This is a genomic window from Thermomicrobiales bacterium (assembly GCA_037045155.1).
Classification (GTDB): Bacteria; Chloroflexota; Chloroflexia; order Thermomicrobiales; family CFX8; genus JAMLIA01.
This window is the reverse complement of sequence record JBAOIG010000005.1, coordinates 1,143,046-1,161,311: the sequence shown is the minus strand read 5'-3', so window position 1 is coordinate 1,161,311 and position 18,266 is coordinate 1,143,046. Positions and strand designations below refer to the sequence as shown.

Here is an 18,266-nt window from a genome sequence, read left to right as displayed (position 1 = left end):
TCTTATCCTTCCAGAGAGCGCAGCACGCGCCCCTCGATCAACCGGGCGACCCCGTACATCGCGGACGCCATCAGCATCAACATGAACAGTGTGGCGAAGACGAGCGGCGTGTCGAAATTGCTGCGAGCAATCGTCAGCAACCCTCCCAACCCCTGGTCTCCGAGAATAAACTCGCCAACAACCGCGCCGATAATCGAGAGCGTCAGGCTCGTGCGCAGCCCGGTCAGCACGGACGGCATCGCCAATGGCGCCTCGAAATGCCGTAGCAGCGACAGGCCGTGCGCGCCATCCACTCTGGCAGCATCGATCACGTCGCGGTCGATCGTGCGGATGCCAAGCGCGGTGTTGACGACGATCGGGAAGAAGACGATGAGCGCGCACAGCACGACGACGGCCTTCAACCCGTAGCCGAGCCAGATCACGAGCACCGGCGCGATGGCCACCGCCGGCATCGCCTGACTGGCGGCGAGGTATGGCTCCAGAGCGCGGGCCAGCAGACCGCTCCGGGCGATCCCGTAGCCAATCGGCAGGGCGAACGCCGCGCCGGCGACAAAGCCGAGCGTGCTTTCCGCCAGGGTGGTTCGGGTATATCGCCAGAACAACCCGTTGGTTAGCGCGTTCCAGAACGAGCGCGCCACGTCGATCGGCTGGGGCAACAGGAACGTCGAAACGGTCTTGGAGCTAACGAGCATCTGCCAAAGCAACAGCAGAGATAGCCCCAGAAGAATCGCAGGAAGGAGCCCCAGCAGGCGGCTGAATCGCCGCGACGAACGCGTCGTCTGTCGACCAGGCGCATTCAGCGCTGGCGCAGTCTGGGACGTCGATCTCTCGATGTGAGCGACCTCCCTCGAAGAAGGAGATATCCGGGTGAGCAGCATGCGATTAACCTGCCTGACACAACAAACCCGAAGGCGGGGATGCCTTCGGGGGGAAGCAGTGCCAGACAACTCGCTGCCGGGAGCGACGGACAACGCCGCGAACCCCAGCCATCGGGTCTGAGACTACCGCGAGCCTTCTTTCATCCGGACTGTACCGTCGGCCCCGGAATCTCACCGGATCATGCAAGGTTACACACCTCGCTCGCGGGCTATACCGCCGATCGGGAATTGGGGCTACACGCCCCGCACCCTGCCCCGAAGGACCTCGCTTGTCGCCGTCTAGTATACGACTCTATCCTCAACGGTAAAGGGGTGTCGACCAATCGCGTCAGTTTCTGGCGTGCTATCGTCCGGCGCAGGGCCGAGCCGAGATCGATCGTAGCCCATCGACAGGAGCATCAATTGGATATTGTCGGTGATCTGATCGTGAACAATGCGGTCGTGCGGTTGCGTATCGAACCCGACGGCACGATACGGCCGGCCATCCACGCCTGCGAGGTGCGCCTGCCGAACGCCGGTTTCATCCGCATCGTCGAGCAGTTGCTGGCCGATCCTGTCAAGGTCGGGCCGGCGACTGTGCGATACGAATCCGCGCGGCTGATCGACGGCGGGGTCGAGATCGTTATCCGTGCCAGGCGCGGGATTCTGAACCAGCCGGTCACCACTCGTGTCCGCCTCAGTCCGGCCGGCAACGGTCAGCTTCGGGCGACAGTCGCCGACCTGCGGCTCGGTCCGTTTGGCGCAAACTGGTTGCTCGAGCACGTTCTCGGCTCTGTGAACCACCAGCCCGGGATGCGACTGTCAGGCCCGAAGTCGATCGACGTCGATATCGCGGCACTGCTGCGCGAGCGCGACATCCCGCTCGACTGGGAGGCTGGCGTCGATATTATCCAGGCAACGCCCGAGGCGCTCGTGATCGTCATGACGTGAGTCTGACCAGTTCCTCGTACAATTCACTCGGCGCCCCGGGAAACATGAGGAGGAGAGCATGAAGACAAAGGCCGATGTCGTCGTTATTGGCGGCGGAATCATGGGCAGCGCAACCGCATACGAGCTTGCCCGGCGCGGCTCGGATGTCGTGCTGCTGGAGAAGGGCCCGAAGGGCGGGCAGCAGTCTACGCGCGCCTGGGGGTTCGTCCGACAGCAGGGGCGCGACCTGGCGGAGTTGCCACTGGCAATTGCCAGCAACAGGATCTGGCCGGAACTTTCGGCCGAGCTCGGTAGCGATGTCGAATGGGTCCAGCAGGGCAACCTGATGATCGCTGACAACGAGGAGCGGATGCAGCAATTCCGCGACTGGGTGGCTGCGTCACGCGACTACGGCGTCGATACGCGTCTCATTTCGCCCGAAGAGATTCACAAGCTCGTGCCCGGGATTCAGGGTGAATGGCTCGGGGGGATGTATACGCCCAGCGATGGCCACGCCGAGCCGGGCAAAGCGCCGGCCGCCTTCACCGACGCAGCTCAGCGGCTGGGGGCGACCATTGAGACGGACTGCACCGCGCAATCCATCGAGCTGGCCGGCGGGCGCGTTATTGGAGTCCGCACCGACCGGGGCACGATCGCAGCGCCGCTCGTCGTCGTGGCGGCCGGCGGCTGGTCGAGCCGCCTGCTACGGACTGTCGGGCTGAACCTGCCACAGCTTGTCGTTCGTGGGACAGCCGTTGAGACAGTGCCCGTGCCACCAATCACCGGTGTTGCGGTGGCCATCCGTGGCGGGTTGGCCTTTCGGCAGCGACCAGGCGGCTCGCTCTATATGTCGCTCGTTGGCGGTTCCGACCACGAGGTGACGCTCGATTCGTTCCGCTACGCGCGAGACTTCATGCCGAACTACCGGGCAAACCGCGGATTCCTTGAGTGGAGGGTCACCGGCGCGCTGCTACGCGACGCGGCCCGCTCGATCCCCGGTTCGCCGACGCGCGTCCCCGGCTTCGATCCCCGACCGCAGATCGACCCAACGCCGAACAACGATATCGTTGAGGGCTGTCGTCGCGAGCTGGGCCAGCTCTTCCCGGCGCTGGAGAACACATTGCTGGCGCGCAAGTGGGCCGGCCTGATCGACACGATGCCGGACGGCATTCCGGTCATCGGCGCGATCGACGAACGGCCCGGCCTGATCGTGGCGACCGGCTTCAGCGGCCACGGCTTCGCCCTCGGCCCGATCGTCGGCCGAGTCGTCTCCGAGCTGATCCTCGACGGCCAACCCTCGGTCGACCTGCACAAGCTGCGCTACAGTCGATTCAAGGAAAAGGACGTCGCTCCACCCCGCGCGACGATCTAGCGCCGACCAGGCGGCGGCTCGACGAACAAGCTGCGTCGAGCCGCCGCAACAACCCTCGCCATGCGCCGGGGCGCTACTGGTTGATCAGATTCAGCACCCCGGTTCCGACAGCCAGAGCGTCAACCGTCGGACCAGTCAGACGCTCGAAGGCGCAACTGTCGATACGAGCGTCGATAGTAGTCAGGCCCTCAGCACGCAGGTAGACACCACCGCCGGCGTGCTTGTTGCCGGAGAACGTCGTCCCCTCGACGGTCAGGTCAAGCGCCGTTGCCTCGCTGGGTACGTTCCGCACCACCAGGCCGGTATCCCAGAAGCCGTCGATGATGCTGTCGGCGATGAGCGCAACGCCGGTCATCCCGTTCTCTCCGCCACGGGCTGGCCCGTCGAACCAGAGCCCATGCTCACCGGGACCGTCACCTGCATTGAGGATCTCGCTACGGGTCATCGAGAAATCCGAAACCTCAACACCCGCGATGCCGTGCGACCCGGTCCGCGCGATCTTCACGTGGTCGAGGGTCAAACCAGTGACGAAGTAGGCATCGATGCCGATTCCGGCCACAGCATCCACAGCAGATGCCGCCTCCCCGACGACGGCATCGGCCGCGCCGATGACAAGATGACGCAGCGTGACCTGTGGTGCGTTCTGGAGCAGCACGGCTGAGCCAGTGGTCCCCACGATCACCCCGCCATCCCCGAACACACTGTCCGGAGCATCCGGGCCGATGATGAGCGCCCCGTCGCCGCCAACCATCCCGACGACGACGCCGTTCTCCGCGCCTGTTGCGAACACAGCCTCAATCGCAACGCCGGCCGGGCCGATCGTCGCATCACGCATGATGAGACCGACTCCATTCGTCGCTTTGATGACACTCCCGGCGCCGGTCATTTCGATTGTTGAGCCGTAGATATCGAGCGCGTTTGCGCCGGTTGCCTCGACGAACAGGTCTCCGTTGGCGACGGTGAACGTTGCGCCGTTTCGGACAAAGATCGCAAACTCCGACCCGGTCGTCACGACCGACCTGCTGTTGACGCCCGTAAGCCGCAACGCAGTCGAGCTGACATGGATGCCTCTGAATCCGTCAGTCGTGATCGCAACCGGGCCGCGCAGCTCAACCGAGCCCGCATCGTGGAGTCGGAGACCGCCACCGATAGAGCTGGTCGCGCTGAAGAGTCCGGTCACGACGAGCTCCGTGGTCGGCATCTGCGCCAGATCGACGACTGCCTGCGCGCCGGTCGAATTGGTCAGCTCCCGCTGGATCGTATCGAACGTCAGGCTCCCCCCGACATATCGTGACAGCTGGATCGCCGCGCCAACCTTCGATCCGGCGCCCACGATATCGACGTCACGGACCGTCGGGCCGGCCTGAACGCCGCCACCATTGCCGGACAACGCAACACCCCGCGTTGCGCCGAGGGTCAGGCCAACGATCGTGTTGCCACTCGCCAGGTCCAGCCCGGGTCCGCTGGGGTTGGTGATTATCGGTTTGACGCCGTTGATCGCCGGATACTCCTGCGCGCCGCGCGACAGCGGCGGTAGGCCGACGACCGATCGCATACCCTCGCCAACCACCCCTGCGCCGACGAGTGTCACGTTGGTCTTGAGTGCCACACCACCCGTATACGACACGCTGCTGGCAGCGAGGTAGATGATGTCTCCGATTCCGGATCCGCTCGCTGCCGCGGCAAGGGTCGTGTATGGCGTCGAGCGATGGCCGTTCTGCGTCGACCCAGCGTAGGTGTTGTCGACAAAGAGAACACGCTTGTTCGTCAGCTCGAAGGTGACCAGGCCAGTCGTCTCATGTCCGGCGGTGTCCGTGACGGTGATCTGCCAGGTTCCCGCCGTGTACTTCGCGCCGGCCGGCGGATCCCAGGTGAAGCTGCCATCCGACTGCCAGACGAGCGACCCGAACGCCGACCCGCCATACGGTTCGGCGGACACGATCGAGAGCGTCGAACCCTCCGGGTCACTCGCGGTGCTGAGCAGGCCGTCCGACGTGCCAGCCCGCAACAGCAGATTGCCGATCAATCCGTCATAGGTCAGGTTCTCCACGACTGGCGGCTCGGTATCGACGCCACCCTCAGGAACGTCGGTCAGCTGAATCGTGATGGTTGCAGTCGCGGAAAGCGGCGGAGCGCCATCGTCGGTGACGGTTACTACGAGATGAAACGTCGGAGTCGTCTCGAAGTCGAGCGGGGCGTTGTCTGCCACGGTGATCGTGCCGGTCGCGGCATCGATCACAAACGCGCCCGCGTCATTCCCGGCAGTAATACTGAACGCATGGTGCTGGCCGGCGTCCGGATCTGTAACACCGACGACGCCGACAATGGAACCAACCACGCTGTTCTCCGCGATCTGGATCGACGACGGAGCGATGAGCGCCGGCGGCTCGTTGACATCGGCAATGGCAATCGTGAACGTCTCCTGATATATGCGGCCGGCGGGGTCGCTGGCGCGGATCGTCAGCGCAACATCTGGCTCTGTCTCGTGATCGAACGCAGCGCCAGCCGCGACGCGCAGCAACCAGGCGCCATTGGAGAGCACGATCTCGAACCGCGGATCGAACCCGGACACCAGCTCGAAGGTGAGCGTGTCGCCGTCGGGATCACTCCCGGTGATTATCCCGACGACGTCCCCCTCCGCGGCATCTTCGGGGATGGCCGTCGACGAGAGAGTGATGGCGTCGGGCGGCCGGTTGACACCGACAGTGACGATGCCCGTCTCACTCCCGCCACCATCGCCATCGCTGACGACGACCGACACGAGGCGGTCACCTGTCGAGCTGGAGATCGTCTGGAACGCAAGAGCGCGAACGACGGCCTGAACGCGGGCCGGCGTTGCGGCGGCATTGAACGTGACGACGAGCAGCCGTTCGGAGATTTCGGCCGTTCCAATGACAACAGCCCCACCGCCGTCATCCCAGGTCAGCAGGCTGCCAGCTACGCCGAGCGGCCCATCTGGCCGAACGAGCAGTGTATCGCCGTCGTCGTACCCGCCAGTGATCGTCGCCGAAAGTTGGCCGCCGTCAAAGTCGAACGAATCCACGTCGATCAACGTTGCACTGACATCGAGAACGACCGGGCCAACACTGGGGCCGACGATGCCACCGAAGACCAGCACCGGCGGATCGTTGACCGGCACGACCTCGATTACCACCGTCGCGCTCGCGACAAGCTCGCCGTCACTGACCGTGATCGTCACAACGCGATCACCCGCCGTCGGGGCTTGCGACAAGTTGACATAGTGAATACTGCGGAGCGCCGACTGATACTCGGCCGAGGACGCCCCGCCGGCCAATGTCACGGTCCCAGTGGCGGCGTCGACCGTCACTGCGATCGCGGGATAGCCCACAACAACGGACAGAACCTCCGCCGCGCCGTCGGGCCGACTGCCGAACGCGACGGTGGCGCCGACGATATCCGAATCGACATCGTCCACCGTCAGTCCCGGCACAATGGCCAGTGGCGCGTCATCTTCGACCCACATGAGCGTTCCCGCTGGCGTCGCGACGGTCGGAGGATCGTTGATCGCCGCGATCGTGACGGTCACTGTCGCCGTCGCGGTCAACCCGCCGTCATCGGCGATCGTGTACGTGAACGTATCGACGCCATTTACGTTCAGCGCCGGCGTATATCGGATCGCAGCGCCGCCAGGCATGATCTCAGCCACGCCAAGCGTCGCGACGCCAACGACGGCAATGGTGAGGGTCTCGCCCACGTCCGGCGCGAACGAGTCATTCGCCAGCGCGTCGATCACCACCGGCCCGACATCCTCGTCGATCTCGACCGCATCATCGTTCGCGACGGGCGGGTCATTGACCGGCAGGATAGTGATTGTGACCGTCGCCGTCGCGCTGCCACCGTTGCCGTCCGAGATCGTATAGCGGAACGAGTCCGTGCCGAAGTAATTGGCGGCCGGCCGGTACTGCAACAGGCCGTCCAGGACCAACGACCCGTGCGCCGGTGATGTGTGAGAGACGATCGTTAGCGTCTCATCGCGGTCCGGCGCGATGCTGTCGTTGGCCAAGACGTAGAGCGCAGTCCAATCGCTATCCTCGTCGAGCTCGATCGCGTCGTCTACCGCGGTCGGGTCGTCGTTGACGCCCGTGACGACTATCGTCACCGTGGCGCTCGCCGTGCCGCCGTTGCCATCCGAGATCGTGTAGCGAAACGTCTCCGTGCCGTGGAAATCTGGCGCGGGAGTATAGAGCACGGTCCCGTCGACTATCAGCGCTGAACCGCCATGGCTGAACGACTCGACACTGATGATCTCCAGCGTCTCGCCCACGTCAGGAGCAGTGGAATCGTTGCCAAGCAGATCGATGACGACGTCTCTCGCATCTTCGGTCGTCGTTACTGAGTCATCCCGGGCGACTGGCGGGTCGTTCACCGGCACGATCGTAATCGACACTGTCGCCGGGGCCGAGGTGAGCTTGCCATCAGTGACGGTGAACTCGAAGCTGTCAGTCCCGTTCAGGTCGGCAAACGGCGCGTAGTAAACGACGTGGCTGCAGACCCGTGGCATTGACCCGGTCACACAGCTCCATTCACCATCGATCGCGATGACGCCGAGCGTCGGCATCCGGGTGAAGTTGAATCGAACGGCGTCGCCATCGACATCGGCGCCCGTCACGGTGAAGAACACTTCGCCGTCCTCCAGCACCGTGATCGACTGGGACGATGCGGTCGGCCGGTCATTCACCGGGTTGACGACGATCGAGACAGTCGCAGTGGCCGAGTGATATTCACCATCGCTCGCGGTAAAGGTGAACGAGTCGCTGCCGTGGAAGTCGGGATCCGGCGCGTAGATCAAGTGCGGGGCGCCCCCGGAGAGCGTGCCGTGGCGCGGACCATCGACGATGACGAAGACGAGATCTTCTCCGTCGTCGGTGGCAGCCAGTACGATCGCAAGCGGGACATCCTCGTCTGTCTCGATCTGTTGCGCGCCGGCCACCGGTGGGTCATTGACTGGGCGCACGAGGATCGTTACCGCCGCCACGGCGGAGGTCTCAATACCGTCCGACACGGCGAAGGTGAAGCTATCCATGCCCGAGTAGTCCAGTGTCGGGGTGTAGGTGAGATCTGGTGCGACCCCGCTCAGCGTCCCATGGGCAGGCTCAGAGAGAACGGAAGACGAAAGATCATCACCATCGATGTCGCTTCCAGCGAGCGTAATCGCAATCGCGACATCCTCGTCTGTCTCGAACGACGCCGCGAACGCAACTGGCGGATCGTTCACTGGTCGCACGTCGATCGTGAGGAGCGCCGTCGCCACGCCGCCGTGGCCATCATTGACGCTCCATGTGAACTGGTCGACGCCATGGAAGTTGGTCGCGGGCACATAGGTGAGCACTGGCGCGATCCCGGCGAGTGTCCCATGCCCCGGTTCCGTATCGATCGACCAGGTCAGCGCATCACCATCCGGGTCCGTCGCCACCAGGGTAAGCGGCAGGGAGGTGTCCTCGTCGGTGGCGGCTCTGGCATCGCCGGCCGCTGGCATCTGATTCGCGGCGACTGTGACAATGACCGTTGCGGCCGGCCCAGTCGTGCTCGCGTCACTCGCTCGGACGACGATTCGCCGCGCCCCGGATGTCACCTGACCGCCATCATGCTGGTACGTTAGCGAACGCAGGACATCCTGCATCACGCCGATCCCGGCCGGCCCGCTGAGCTGAAGCCGTTGCCCACTGCTGTCCCGACTGACAACCACCGAAGGCGCGGCCGTTGCCGCTATCGACTCCCGCTCGCCGTTCGTGGCGCCGAGGAGCTCGATGGTCACCGACATGAGCGTCTCGCTATCCGGGTCGCTGATCGTCGCCATCGGCGCGACCCTGATCGGGTCCCCGCCCGCGCGCGTCAGTAACGCACCATCGTTCCCCGGCGTATCCGGTCCGTTGAGATCCACGATAGGCACACTATTCGGCGCAGGCGACGGAGCTGGCGACGGGCCAGGCGGGGGAGTTGGCGCCGGTGGCGGGTCACCGCCATCATCCCGGGTTGGCATGAATAGCTGCCAGATCGACAGGTGCGTCGTCGTTGTCGTCGCGCGGCGCGCCCCAGCATCGAGGATCGTTGGCACGGCAACCCAGCGACCTGCCTCCTCATCGAAGAAGGCGAGGACGGCGCCAGCCGGATCGACGTTGGCCGGCAACAACGACGTATCGATACCGAGAGAGAGCGTCACCGGGCTGAGAAGCGGCTCCCGGTCGACATCCACACGCCAAGCGCGACCTGTTGGAAGAAAGCCATCCAGCGTCCCACTCGCGACCGCCGGCACCATCGAAACGATCGCGGCATTGGCGAGCGCGGAGGGCGGGATCTGGAGCGACACGGTCTCACCATGCGCGACGTCTCCTCCGGACAGCGCATCAACCCAGGCGACGGTGAACTCGAGCCCCGCCTCATATCGCCACGTGAAGTAGTGCCGGCCAACGTTACCGGCCTCGACTTGCCAGCCGTCCGGGTTATCTGGCGTGTACGTCAAGCAGCGCCGTTCGAAGCATTGCAGCAGCACGTCGTGTGGGGTTCCGCCGACGCGGACTGTTGCCCAGTACGCCTCACTGATCGGCCGGCCGGTTGCGTAATACGGATTCTCGAAGAGCGGGTTGTCGACGATCCCTCCGCCATCCCAGACTGCCCCGGACGATGTCATGAACGCCCAGAACGGCGCGGCGATCGCGTGACGTGTCACGTCGTCGACCAGCGCCACTCGGACATCACGCGCCGCAAGCGCAGGATCTCTGACGATAGTGCCATCGCGCGAGAGTCGCTCGGCATAGCTCGCTCCGGGCGGGGCCGCCGGAGCATCGAGCACTGTCGCGATGGTGGCGTAGGTCGGGCCGGATAGATCATCTGGATCGCCGGCCACGTTTACTGCCGCAGCAGGGAGCGGGACGAATACATTGTTGCCGACCTGCAGCCGGCCGGTGACGAGCTCAACGACGAGAAGACCGTTGGTCACGAACCACGGTGACGACACATCGCCGGCCGGGTCAGTAATCTCCATCCGCGACTTGTCGTAGTACTGGACTGTGCGGGAGCCACGGGCAGCCTCGAGATACGTCTCCGGAAGCTCGTCGCTGAACGCGGCAGGACCCCACATCCACGTTCGTCGCGCCGTCTGGTCGAGGACCGGCCGATCGGTCCGCTCCCAGGTGCGATGAAAGTGAGGATGTCCGGGCGGGCCGGCGGATGCCGGGAGAGTAGCCAGCATTGGCAAGATAAGCGCCGCCGCCAGAGAAATCCGAGAGAGCATGCTCGCGAGCCGCGAGCTCTTCCCCGCCTCGCCCATCCCACCCGCTCCCCACGCCGGACGTGGCAAGTCGATGCGCGACCGAACCACCCCCGAACAGCAGCACGTCTCCCGCAGCCGTCACCCAGGAGGCTGCGGGTCGTCACGCAAGGATGACCCCGTAATCGATCGTTAAGTTGTCCTCACCTGTGGCCAGCGTAGCACATCCCGCAATTCCTGTACAGACAGCGATCGCGATCGTGTCGTGGTCCAGTGAATCTGTCACTCCGAATGGGTCAGTGACAGTTGCTCAGGGCTTTGGCGGGATCTTCAGCTCCTGACCGACGCTGATATCGTTCGGGTCGCGGAGTCCGTTCAACTCGATCAACATATTCAGGTCGACACCAAAGCGCAGCGCAATGGCGTAGAGAGAGTCACCATCGATGACCACGTAGGTGGCAGGGTTTTCTGCTGGCGCGACAGTGGTTGGGCCTGTCGTCTGCGCCGGGGGAGCAACCGGGGTGGGCGTGAGAATTGGCATCGATGGTGGTCGCTCTGTGGTCGGCGTGGCGCCGGCGACTGGTGATGCCTCATCCCCGCGATTGCGAATCCCGCCGGAGCAACCCACGACGAGCGTGAGTGACAGGACGATGACGAACCCGCGCCATGCCCTGGCGACGCCCGCTGCTTCCCGTGGCATCTCAGGGCTCGCCGAACAGCCGGCGCTGGAGCGCGTCGATCCGCTCCCGCCGCGTCGCGGTCTCATCCGGCAATCGCTCGAATGACGCATCGAGCACATCGCCATCCCGGACGTCGGCTGGGAGGCTTGCCAGTGGCACGACGAGAACCCGCCCGTCATCAGTTACCAGCGTGGCTACCAGCTCGCCATGCTCGGTCCGCGAGATTTCGTCGACAGTCACGCGCGCGCTCATGCCTAACTCCCAGCCTTCGCGGTGCGGATATCGTAGCCTCGGCCGTCGGTCGTCACTTCGATCCGCCCGTCAAGGTCGGTCCGATAGATCTGTATGTTACGCATTCGAAGCCGTTGAATGGTCTGGTCGGCAGGGTGGCCATACGAATTGTTCAGCCCAACCGGGATGAGCGCGACCGATGGCGAGACCGTGTCGAGAAACGCGGTGGATGAGGATGACGAGCTCCCGTGGTGGCCGACAACGAGGAATGTCGAGCGTAGCTCCTCGCCCTGCTCCAGATCGATCATCTTTCGCTCGGTCGGCGCTTCGGCGTCTCCGGTAACGAGGAATGACACGTTGCCCCAGGTGACCTTCACGACCACGCTGTTATTGTTGTCGCTCGCAGTGGGCGCCAGTGGGTCGGCCGGCCACAGAATATGGACGCCGACACCCGGCCCGAGGTCCAGATCCATGCCTCTGCGAGCCCGAATTGGCTTGATCCCCTTGTCGGCAACCATTGTCAATGCGCGCTCGTAGCTCTGGTTTGTCGTTGGAATTACCGGATCGACCCACGCGGCCACTGGTATCGCATCCAGCAGCGTGGGCAGCCCTCCGATATGATCCTGATCCGGGTGGGTTATCACGACATAGTCGAGACGTTCGACGCCATGTTGGCGAAGAAACGGGATAACCTCCTGCTTCACCCGGTCACCCGATCGCCCGCCATCGATCACCATCGCGTGGCCATCGGGGGTCACGATAGCGGCGCAGAGGCCCTGTCCGACATCGAGTACGGCGAAGATCAGCTTTCCGCTCTCTGCCATCGGCGCGGTGGCCGGCGTTGTGTCGTGGCTGCCGTCTCTCACAGGGAGAATCGTGATGGCCAGGATGACACAGACGACCAGCAGAACGATCGCCGCGAGCGCCATGAGCACCAGGCACGTGCGGGCGGCTGAGGCATTGTCGCGGTCGCGCATAGTCGCTACTGCTCGCGAGGCTCGCGCGTCGTCCGCCATACGTGGACGATGCGGTGGATGGCAGTGATCTGGGTCAGAATCGCAAGCACCCAGAGCCCCCAGATCGGCTGGGCGAAGAGCAGCGCCACGGCCAGGATGACGACTCTCTCAAGGCGTTGGGCAATGCCGACGTCGCCCCGAATCCCGATTGCCTCTGCTTTGCAGCGCGTGTAGGAGATCATCAGCGACCCGACGATCGTTGCATAGGTCAGCAGAACCGGGATTGTCCCTGCATCGGTCCGGGTGAGGTAGATGAGCAGTCCGGCAAAGACGACTGCCTCCGAGTAGCGGTCGACCGTACTATCGAGAAAGCCGCCGAATGCGCTGGTCTTGCCGGTTGCCCTTGCGACTGCGCCGTCGAGTGCATCGAAGGCGCCTGCAACGAGAACGAGCACGCCGCCGAGGACGAGATGGCCGCTGGCGATGGCCGCGGCAACGCCGGCGTTCAGCAGCAAGCCGGCGACCGTCAACGCGTTCGGCGATATATGCGTCCTCGCGATGGCTCGGCCGACTGGCCCGAGCCGCGATCGAACACGGTTTGCAAATCGGGTGCTAACCACGTCGCCCTACAATCTCGGCCGGCCATGGCTGGCGGATAGCGTCGGTAGCCCGACTTACGATAGCGCGCTGATAGACATCGATCAGTCGTTCCGCGACGACGGCCCACGAGAACTGCTTGACATGCTCGTGCGCTGAGGTCGTCAGCCGTTCGCGCAGGGGGACGTCGGCAAGCACGCGCACAATCGCGAGCGCGAGTGCCTGGGGATTCTTCGGCTCGACCAGCACGCCATCGAGACCATCGCGAACCACCGCGCTGTAGCCAGCGATCGACGATGCGATGACTGGTTTGCCGCTGGCCATCGCCTCCAGCAGGATCAGGCCAAACGATTCGCGACCAGTCGATGGCGCGACAAACACATCGCAACTCGCGTAGTAACGTGGTAATTCGTCGGCAGAGACGAATCCGGCGAACACGACATCGTCGATGCCGTGCTGGTGAAGAAAGTGCTCGTACCGGTCGGTGGCCCCCTGGCCGACAACGATAAGCCGGGCATCCGGGAACTGGCTGCGAATCATCGGCATTGCACGAATCAGATAGCGGAATCCCTTGCGTGGCTCGTTGAACCGACCAACAAAGAGGATATTTGGCCGTCCGTCCATGAACTGCGGCAGCGGATCCGCCTGGCCATGGAACCGATCTAGCGAGATTCCGTTGGGAATGATCTCGTACTCGGACGGGAAGTACGAATCGACGAACTCGCGTGCCGCCTCGGAGACAGCGACTCGCGCGTCGAGCTTGTCGAAGAAGAGATCCAGAACTGGCTTGAGATACATGTACATGACATTGCTCGGCCGGGCAGCATGAAATGTGCCGACGTTCGCGACATCCGAATAGAGCAGAACCGCAGAGCAGAGTATCGGCGTGAGTGGCTCGTGCAGATGGACGACATCGAACGTCTCCCCACGCATGAACTGGCGGACCTTCCAGGTGACTGTTGGAGAGAATGTGACTCGCGCCATCGACTCGTTGGACGGAACCGGGATCGCCATCCCGACACGGTAGACATGGCCGTCGTCCGTTTCGCCAGTGTCCGGCGATGTCGGAGCGATGATCCGCGTCTGGTGGCCCATCGCGCGGAACTGGTGATCGAGCTGGGTGATGTGCTCGTTGACACCACCCTGGTAGCCGAAGTCGAATGGTGAGACGAACAGGATGCGCACCGGAGCCCCCTTCGACGCGAGTAACTGGCCTGGCGGGCGCTGCTCGAGGCGTTCACCGCGAGCGCCGCAGGGCCGACTGCCATTTTACTGGCTGACTTTCCGACATCTGTCCGAGCGTCTCGTCATTCCGGAACACGCCACCCCGTGGCGGGATTGTAGCATCGGCCCGGTCAGGATTGATTGACGATGGTCTGACGTGGCACGCTCTTCGCGGTCCGTTCTGTCCTGCTGGAGGCACACAACCGGTGTCATTACGTCCGACTGCCATAGAAGCTGAATCCCGAGATCACACCACCTCGACGGTTCGTCAGATCGCCCACGAGTACCAGCTTGTCTTTGTTGGCTCGGTATACGCTGCTCACTGGCTCCTGGTTGCGATCGTCGCGGCGCTGGCCACCCGGTTTGCCTACGCGAACCCTCCCGTGAAAGCGTTGGGCTGGGCCCTGCCGCACCTCGACGGAGCTAGTGGGCTCTTCGTGCAACCGATGAGAAACTGGGACGGATTCTGGTATAGCCTGATCGCAGAGTTGGGCTATGTCCACTCTGCAACTACCGCATTCTGGCCATTCTACCCATGGTCCATGCGCTTTCTTGGCACATTACTACTCATCCCCTACGAGACTGCCGGTTACATGCTGTCGAATATCGCGTTTCTTATCGCGCTGGTGGCACTATACCGATATGTATCCACGAATTGGGGTGTGGACGTCGCTCGGCGCAGTGTGTTGTTATTGGCGTTCTTCCCGACAGCGTTCTTTTTTACGGCAGTGTATAGCGAATCCTTCTTTCTGCTCTTCTGTGTCCTGGCGTTTTCCTGGGGCCGGATGGCGCGCTGGTGGCTGGCCGGCAGCGCGGCGCTGCTCGCGGGACTCACCAGGAATGTCGGCGTGCTGCTCATCGTTCCGCTCGGGATCATGTTCTTGCGCCAGTATGGACCTGGTCTCCGCGGGCGCTGGCTCGATCTGCGTGCCTGGCCGGCTCAGACGCTCGCGCTGGGCCTGATCCCGCTCGGCCCGGTGTTGTACATGCTGTACCTGTGGCGCGCGTTCGGCAACCCGCTGATGACAATCGATGCCCAGAAGGGATGGGCCCGCATCCAGGCGATGCCATGGACGACGTTCAGGATGGCGTTCGATCAGTGGCAGGGGGGGTGGCTGTACGCATTGCTTGCCTCACCGACCTGGGCAACGCTGACCTCGTACCCGGTGCGGATGTCCTTTGCCGAGTACGAATCGCTGGACATCGCCATGACGTTTCTCGGGATCGTGCTGATCGTCTATGCGTTCAGGGTGCTGCCGATCGAGCACAGTGCGTGGGTTGCGATAATGTTCGCTCTTCCGCTGTTCAGCCCATCGACAATCCACCCGCTGATGTCGATCCCGCGGTTCATGGTTGTCCTGTTCCCGCTGTTTATCGCGCTGGCCATCTTCGCCCGGCGTCGTTTCGTGTTGCCCATCATCCTGGTTCCATCCGCTGTGTTGATGGTATTGCTGACTGTGCAGTTCTCAACCTGGTTCTGGGTTTCCTGAGCGAGCGTCGAACGATGGCGGAGAAGCAACGAGGGCAGCCGTTCGGCCGCCCTCGTCCAGTATCTTCGGAACGAGCTAGCGCGTGGAGCGGTAGTTTGGCGCTTCTTTGGTGATGACGACATCGTGCGGGTGGCTCTCGCGCAATCCCGCCGACGTGATCCGGACGAAGCGGGCTTCGCTCTTGAGTGCCTCGATCGATGGAGCGCCGCAGTAGCCCATCGCTGCCCGCAGGCCGCCGACGAGCTGGTAGACGATTGTCGACAGCGGCCCCTTGTAGGCGACGCGCCCTTCGATCCCTTCCGGCACGAACTTCGCCAGGCTGTCGATATCCTCCTGGAAGTATCGGTCCTTCGAGAACGAGCGCTCCTTCATCGCGCCAAGTGAGCCCATCCCGCGATACTCCTTGAAGCGCTCGCCCTGGAACAACACCACCTCACCCGGGCTCTCCTCGGTGCCGGCCAGCAGCCCGCCAAGCATAATCGTGTCGGCGCCGGCTGCGATTGCCTTGGCGATGTCACCAGAATACTGAGCGCCTCCATCGGCGATGAGCGGGACACCCGCGGCCGCCGCGACCTGCGCGCTGTCCATGATCGCTGAAATCTGCGGAACGCCGGTCCCTGCAACGACGCGCGTCGTGCAGATCGACCCTGGCCCGACGCCGATCTTGACGCCATCGGCGCCGGCGTCGATCAGTGCCTGAGTGGCCGAGCCGGTCGCGACATTCCCGGCAACAACCTCGACCGGGAGCTCGCGCTTAATCAGTCGAACCATCTCGAGCACGCCACTCGAATGCCCGTGGGCGGTATCGACGATGATTACGTCCACATTCGCTGCCACCAGCGCCGATGCGCGTTCAAACGCATCGCGGCCAACGCCGACTGCCGCGGCGACGCGGAGGCGGCCCTGGTCATCCTTGGTAGCGTTGGGATACTGGATTTTCTTCTGGATGTCCTTGACCGTGATCAGGCCCTTGAGATAGCCGCGCTCGTCGACGACCGGCAGCTTCTCGACCTTGTGCTGATGCAGGATCTCACGCGCTTCGTCGAGCGTCGTGCCGACCGGGACGGTCACCAGGTTCTCGCTGGTCATCAGGGTGGCGATTGGGCGGTCGAGGCTATCCTCGAAGCGCAGATCACGATTGGTCAGGATACCGACCAGCCGGCCATACTCGTCGGTGATCGGCACGCCAGAGATATGGTAGCGCTCCATCATCTCGACGGCTTCGGAGAGCAGATCATCTGGTCGCAGCGTCACCGGCTCGACGATCATGCCCGACTCGCTCCGCTTGACCTTATCCACCTCCTGGACCTGGTCGTGGATCGACAGGTTTCGGTGGATGACACCGATACCTCCTTCGCGCGCGAGAGCGATCGCCATGCGCGCCTCGGTCACTGTGTCCATCGCAGCGGAAACGATCGGGATGTTCAGGCGGATATTGCGCGAAAACCAGGTGCCGGTATTGACCTGGCTCGGGATCACATCCGACGCCGCCGGCAGTAACAACACGTCGTCGAACGTCAGCCCGGTTCCGACGATCTTTTCAGACAGATCGAACGCCATTCCATCCACGCCGACAAACCTCGCGGCTTTCGGATCCCCCATGATCGTCATCGAATCGCACCCTCCTTCGCCTGCGGCGCTGCCGCCGGTTCTATTGCCACCACAGCCACACTAATCACGCAAAGCTCCGGCGATTGGTTCGCTCGCCGGGATGTCAGAGCCTTGTCCCTCGGCTGGGCAGAGCCCCAGCCGTTGGGCAACTTCTTCTCCAAGCTCCCGGTACGCTTCGGCGCCGCGGGAGCCTGGGTCATATTCAAAGATCGAACGACCGTGGGATGGCGCTTCGGCCAGCCTGACTGTCCGCGGCACAATTGTGCGGAAGATACGGTTAGGAAATAATCGCGCGACATCCCGCACGACGTCGCCGGCCAGGCGTGTGCGGGAGTCATACATCGTCATCACCAGCCCGAGGATGTCGAGCCGGCGGTTGAGCCCGCGCTTAACGAGATCGACGGTGTTGATCAGCTGGGTCAACCCCTCGAGGGCGAGATATTCGCACTGGACGGGAATCATCACTTCATCGGCCGCGACCAACCCATTGACGGTCAGCAGACCGAGCGACGGCGGGCAGTCGATGAGGATCACGTCGTACAGGTCGCGGATCGGCGTGAGGGCGGCATCCAGTCGCATCTGGGGGCGGGTCAGGCTGGTCAGCTCGATCTCCGCGCCCGCGAGCAGATGGTTTGCGCCGATCAGATCGAGCTGTGGCCGGACATCCCGAACCACGATCTCCTCGGCATCGACGCCATCGACGAGCAGATCGTAGATCGTGCCATCGAGCGCACGTTTATCAAGTCCGACCGAGCTGGTTGCGTTTCCCTGGGGGTCGAGGTCGATCAGAAGCACGCGGTAGCCACGTTCGGCCAGGTTGCAGGCGACGTTTACGGCGGTCGTGGTCTTCCCGACTCCGCCCTTCTGATTCGCCAGCGCCAGAACCTTGCCCAACCGCCTCTCCCGCCACGACGATTCTGTGTGATTGTCCGTTCCGGCGACCCACCCCTGTCACGAAGGGCGAACCCCTCGGGAACACCCGAACGGCTGCGGGGTGATCGCTAAGGATACCAGAACGCCGAGCTCCGAAATGGCGACTAGCCCAACGAGTGTGTTCGTCGAGATGGCCCGGCCAACGGGAACAATGGAT

General features: G+C 63.6%; 12 protein-coding genes and 1 riboswitch. Of the genes, 3 read left to right on the top strand and 9 right to left on the bottom strand.

Annotated elements, in window-relative coordinates:
• Positions 1-2: 2 nt before the first annotated feature.
• Positions 3-692: an ABC transporter permease gene (locus V9F06_15365; GenBank protein MEI2618988.1), complete on the bottom strand. Its 690-nt coding sequence runs from the start codon at positions 690-692 to the stop codon at positions 3-5.
• 314 nt (positions 693-1,006) lie between these two features.
• Positions 1,007-1,145, bottom strand: a riboswitch (FMN riboswitch).
• A 135-nt stretch (positions 1,146-1,280) separates the two neighbouring features.
• Here V9F06_15365 and V9F06_15360 point away from each other — a divergent pair.
• The gene (locus V9F06_15360) at positions 1,281-1,808 is read left to right on the top strand and encodes a hypothetical protein (protein MEI2618987.1); all 528 of its coding nucleotides are present in this window, start codon (positions 1,281-1,283) and stop codon (positions 1,806-1,808) included.
• Between the two features lie 58 nt (positions 1,809-1,866).
• Positions 1,867-3,159, top strand: a complete 1,293-nt coding sequence (locus V9F06_15355) for an FAD-binding oxidoreductase (GenBank protein MEI2618986.1) — start codon at positions 1,867-1,869, stop codon at positions 3,157-3,159.
• 73 nt (positions 3,160-3,232) lie between these two features.
• Here the strand turns inward: V9F06_15355 and V9F06_15350 are convergent, their stop codons facing one another.
• From V9F06_15350 to V9F06_15325, 6 genes are all read right to left on the bottom strand, one after another.
• Positions 3,233-10,447 carry an Ig-like domain-containing protein gene (locus tag V9F06_15350; GenBank protein ID MEI2618985.1) on the bottom strand — a complete coding sequence of 2,405 codons (7,215 nt, stop codon included), beginning with the start codon at positions 10,445-10,447 and terminating at the stop codon, positions 3,233-3,235.
• A 250-nt stretch (positions 10,448-10,697) separates the two neighbouring features.
• Entirely contained in the window at positions 10,698-11,087 is a 390-nt protein-coding gene (locus V9F06_15345; GenBank protein MEI2618984.1) for a LysM peptidoglycan-binding domain-containing protein, read from the bottom strand.
• A 1-nt stretch (position 11,088) separates the two neighbouring features.
• Positions 11,089-11,319, bottom strand: coding sequence for a DUF3006 domain-containing protein (locus V9F06_15340; protein MEI2618983.1), 231 nt, complete (start codon positions 11,317-11,319; stop codon positions 11,089-11,091).
• Between the two features lie 2 nt (positions 11,320-11,321).
• Positions 11,322-12,275, bottom strand: coding sequence for a ComEC/Rec2 family competence protein (locus tag V9F06_15335; protein MEI2618982.1), 954 nt, complete (start codon positions 12,273-12,275; stop codon positions 11,322-11,324).
• Between the two features lie 5 nt (positions 12,276-12,280).
• Positions 12,281-12,874: a CDP-alcohol phosphatidyltransferase family protein gene (locus tag V9F06_15330; GenBank protein MEI2618981.1), complete on the bottom strand. Its 594-nt coding sequence runs from the start codon at positions 12,872-12,874 to the stop codon at positions 12,281-12,283.
• Positions 12,867-14,036 carry a glycosyltransferase family 4 protein gene (locus V9F06_15325; GenBank protein MEI2618980.1) on the bottom strand — a complete coding sequence of 390 codons (1,170 nt, stop codon included), beginning with the start codon at positions 14,034-14,036 and terminating at the stop codon, positions 12,867-12,869. The genes V9F06_15330 and V9F06_15325 overlap by 8 nt, the downstream gene beginning before the upstream one ends.
• Positions 14,037-14,281: 245 nt before the next feature.
• Between V9F06_15325 and V9F06_15320 the strand changes: the two genes are divergently transcribed.
• Positions 14,282-15,565, top strand: coding sequence for a mannosyltransferase family protein (locus tag V9F06_15320; GenBank protein ID MEI2618979.1), 1,284 nt, complete (start codon positions 14,282-14,284; stop codon positions 15,563-15,565).
• Positions 15,566-15,640: 75 nt separating this feature from the next.
• On the opposite strand, the gene guaB is transcribed toward V9F06_15320, so the two are convergent.
• Together guaB and V9F06_15310 are read right to left on the bottom strand one after the other, a co-directional pair.
• Entirely contained in the window at positions 15,641-17,176 is a 1,536-nt protein-coding gene (gene guaB / locus V9F06_15315) for an IMP dehydrogenase (GenBank protein ID MEI2618978.1), read from the bottom strand.
• 60 nt (positions 17,177-17,236) lie between these two features.
• Positions 17,237-18,070, bottom strand: a complete 834-nt coding sequence (locus V9F06_15310; GenBank protein ID MEI2618977.1) for an AAA family ATPase — start codon at positions 18,068-18,070, stop codon at positions 17,237-17,239.
• Positions 18,071-18,266 lie beyond the last annotated feature (196 nt).

Excerpts from the sequence above, each read along its gene's own strand:
- V9F06_15350 (MEI2618985.1), bottom strand. The coding sequence starts at position 10,447 with ATGGGCGAGGCGGGGAAGAGCTCGCGGCTCGCGAGCATGCTCTCTCGG.
- V9F06_15340 (MEI2618983.1), bottom strand. The coding sequence starts at position 11,319 with ATGAGCGCGCGCGTGACTGTCGACGAAATCTCGCGGACCGAGCATGGC.
- V9F06_15355 (MEI2618986.1), top strand. The coding sequence starts at position 1,867 with ATGAAGACAAAGGCCGATGTCGTCGTTATTGGCGGCGGAATCATGGGC.
- guaB (MEI2618978.1), bottom strand. The coding sequence starts at position 17,176 with ATGACGATCATGGGGGATCCGAAAGCCGCGAGGTTTGTCGGCGTGGAT.
- V9F06_15345 (MEI2618984.1), bottom strand. The coding sequence starts at position 11,087 with ATGCCACGGGAAGCAGCGGGCGTCGCCAGGGCATGGCGCGGGTTCGTC.
- V9F06_15365 (MEI2618988.1), bottom strand. The coding sequence starts at position 692 with ATGCTCGTTAGCTCCAAGACCGTTTCGACGTTCCTGTTGCCCCAGCCG.
- V9F06_15335 (MEI2618982.1), bottom strand. The coding sequence starts at position 12,275 with ATGCGCGACCGCGACAATGCCTCAGCCGCCCGCACGTGCCTGGTGCTC.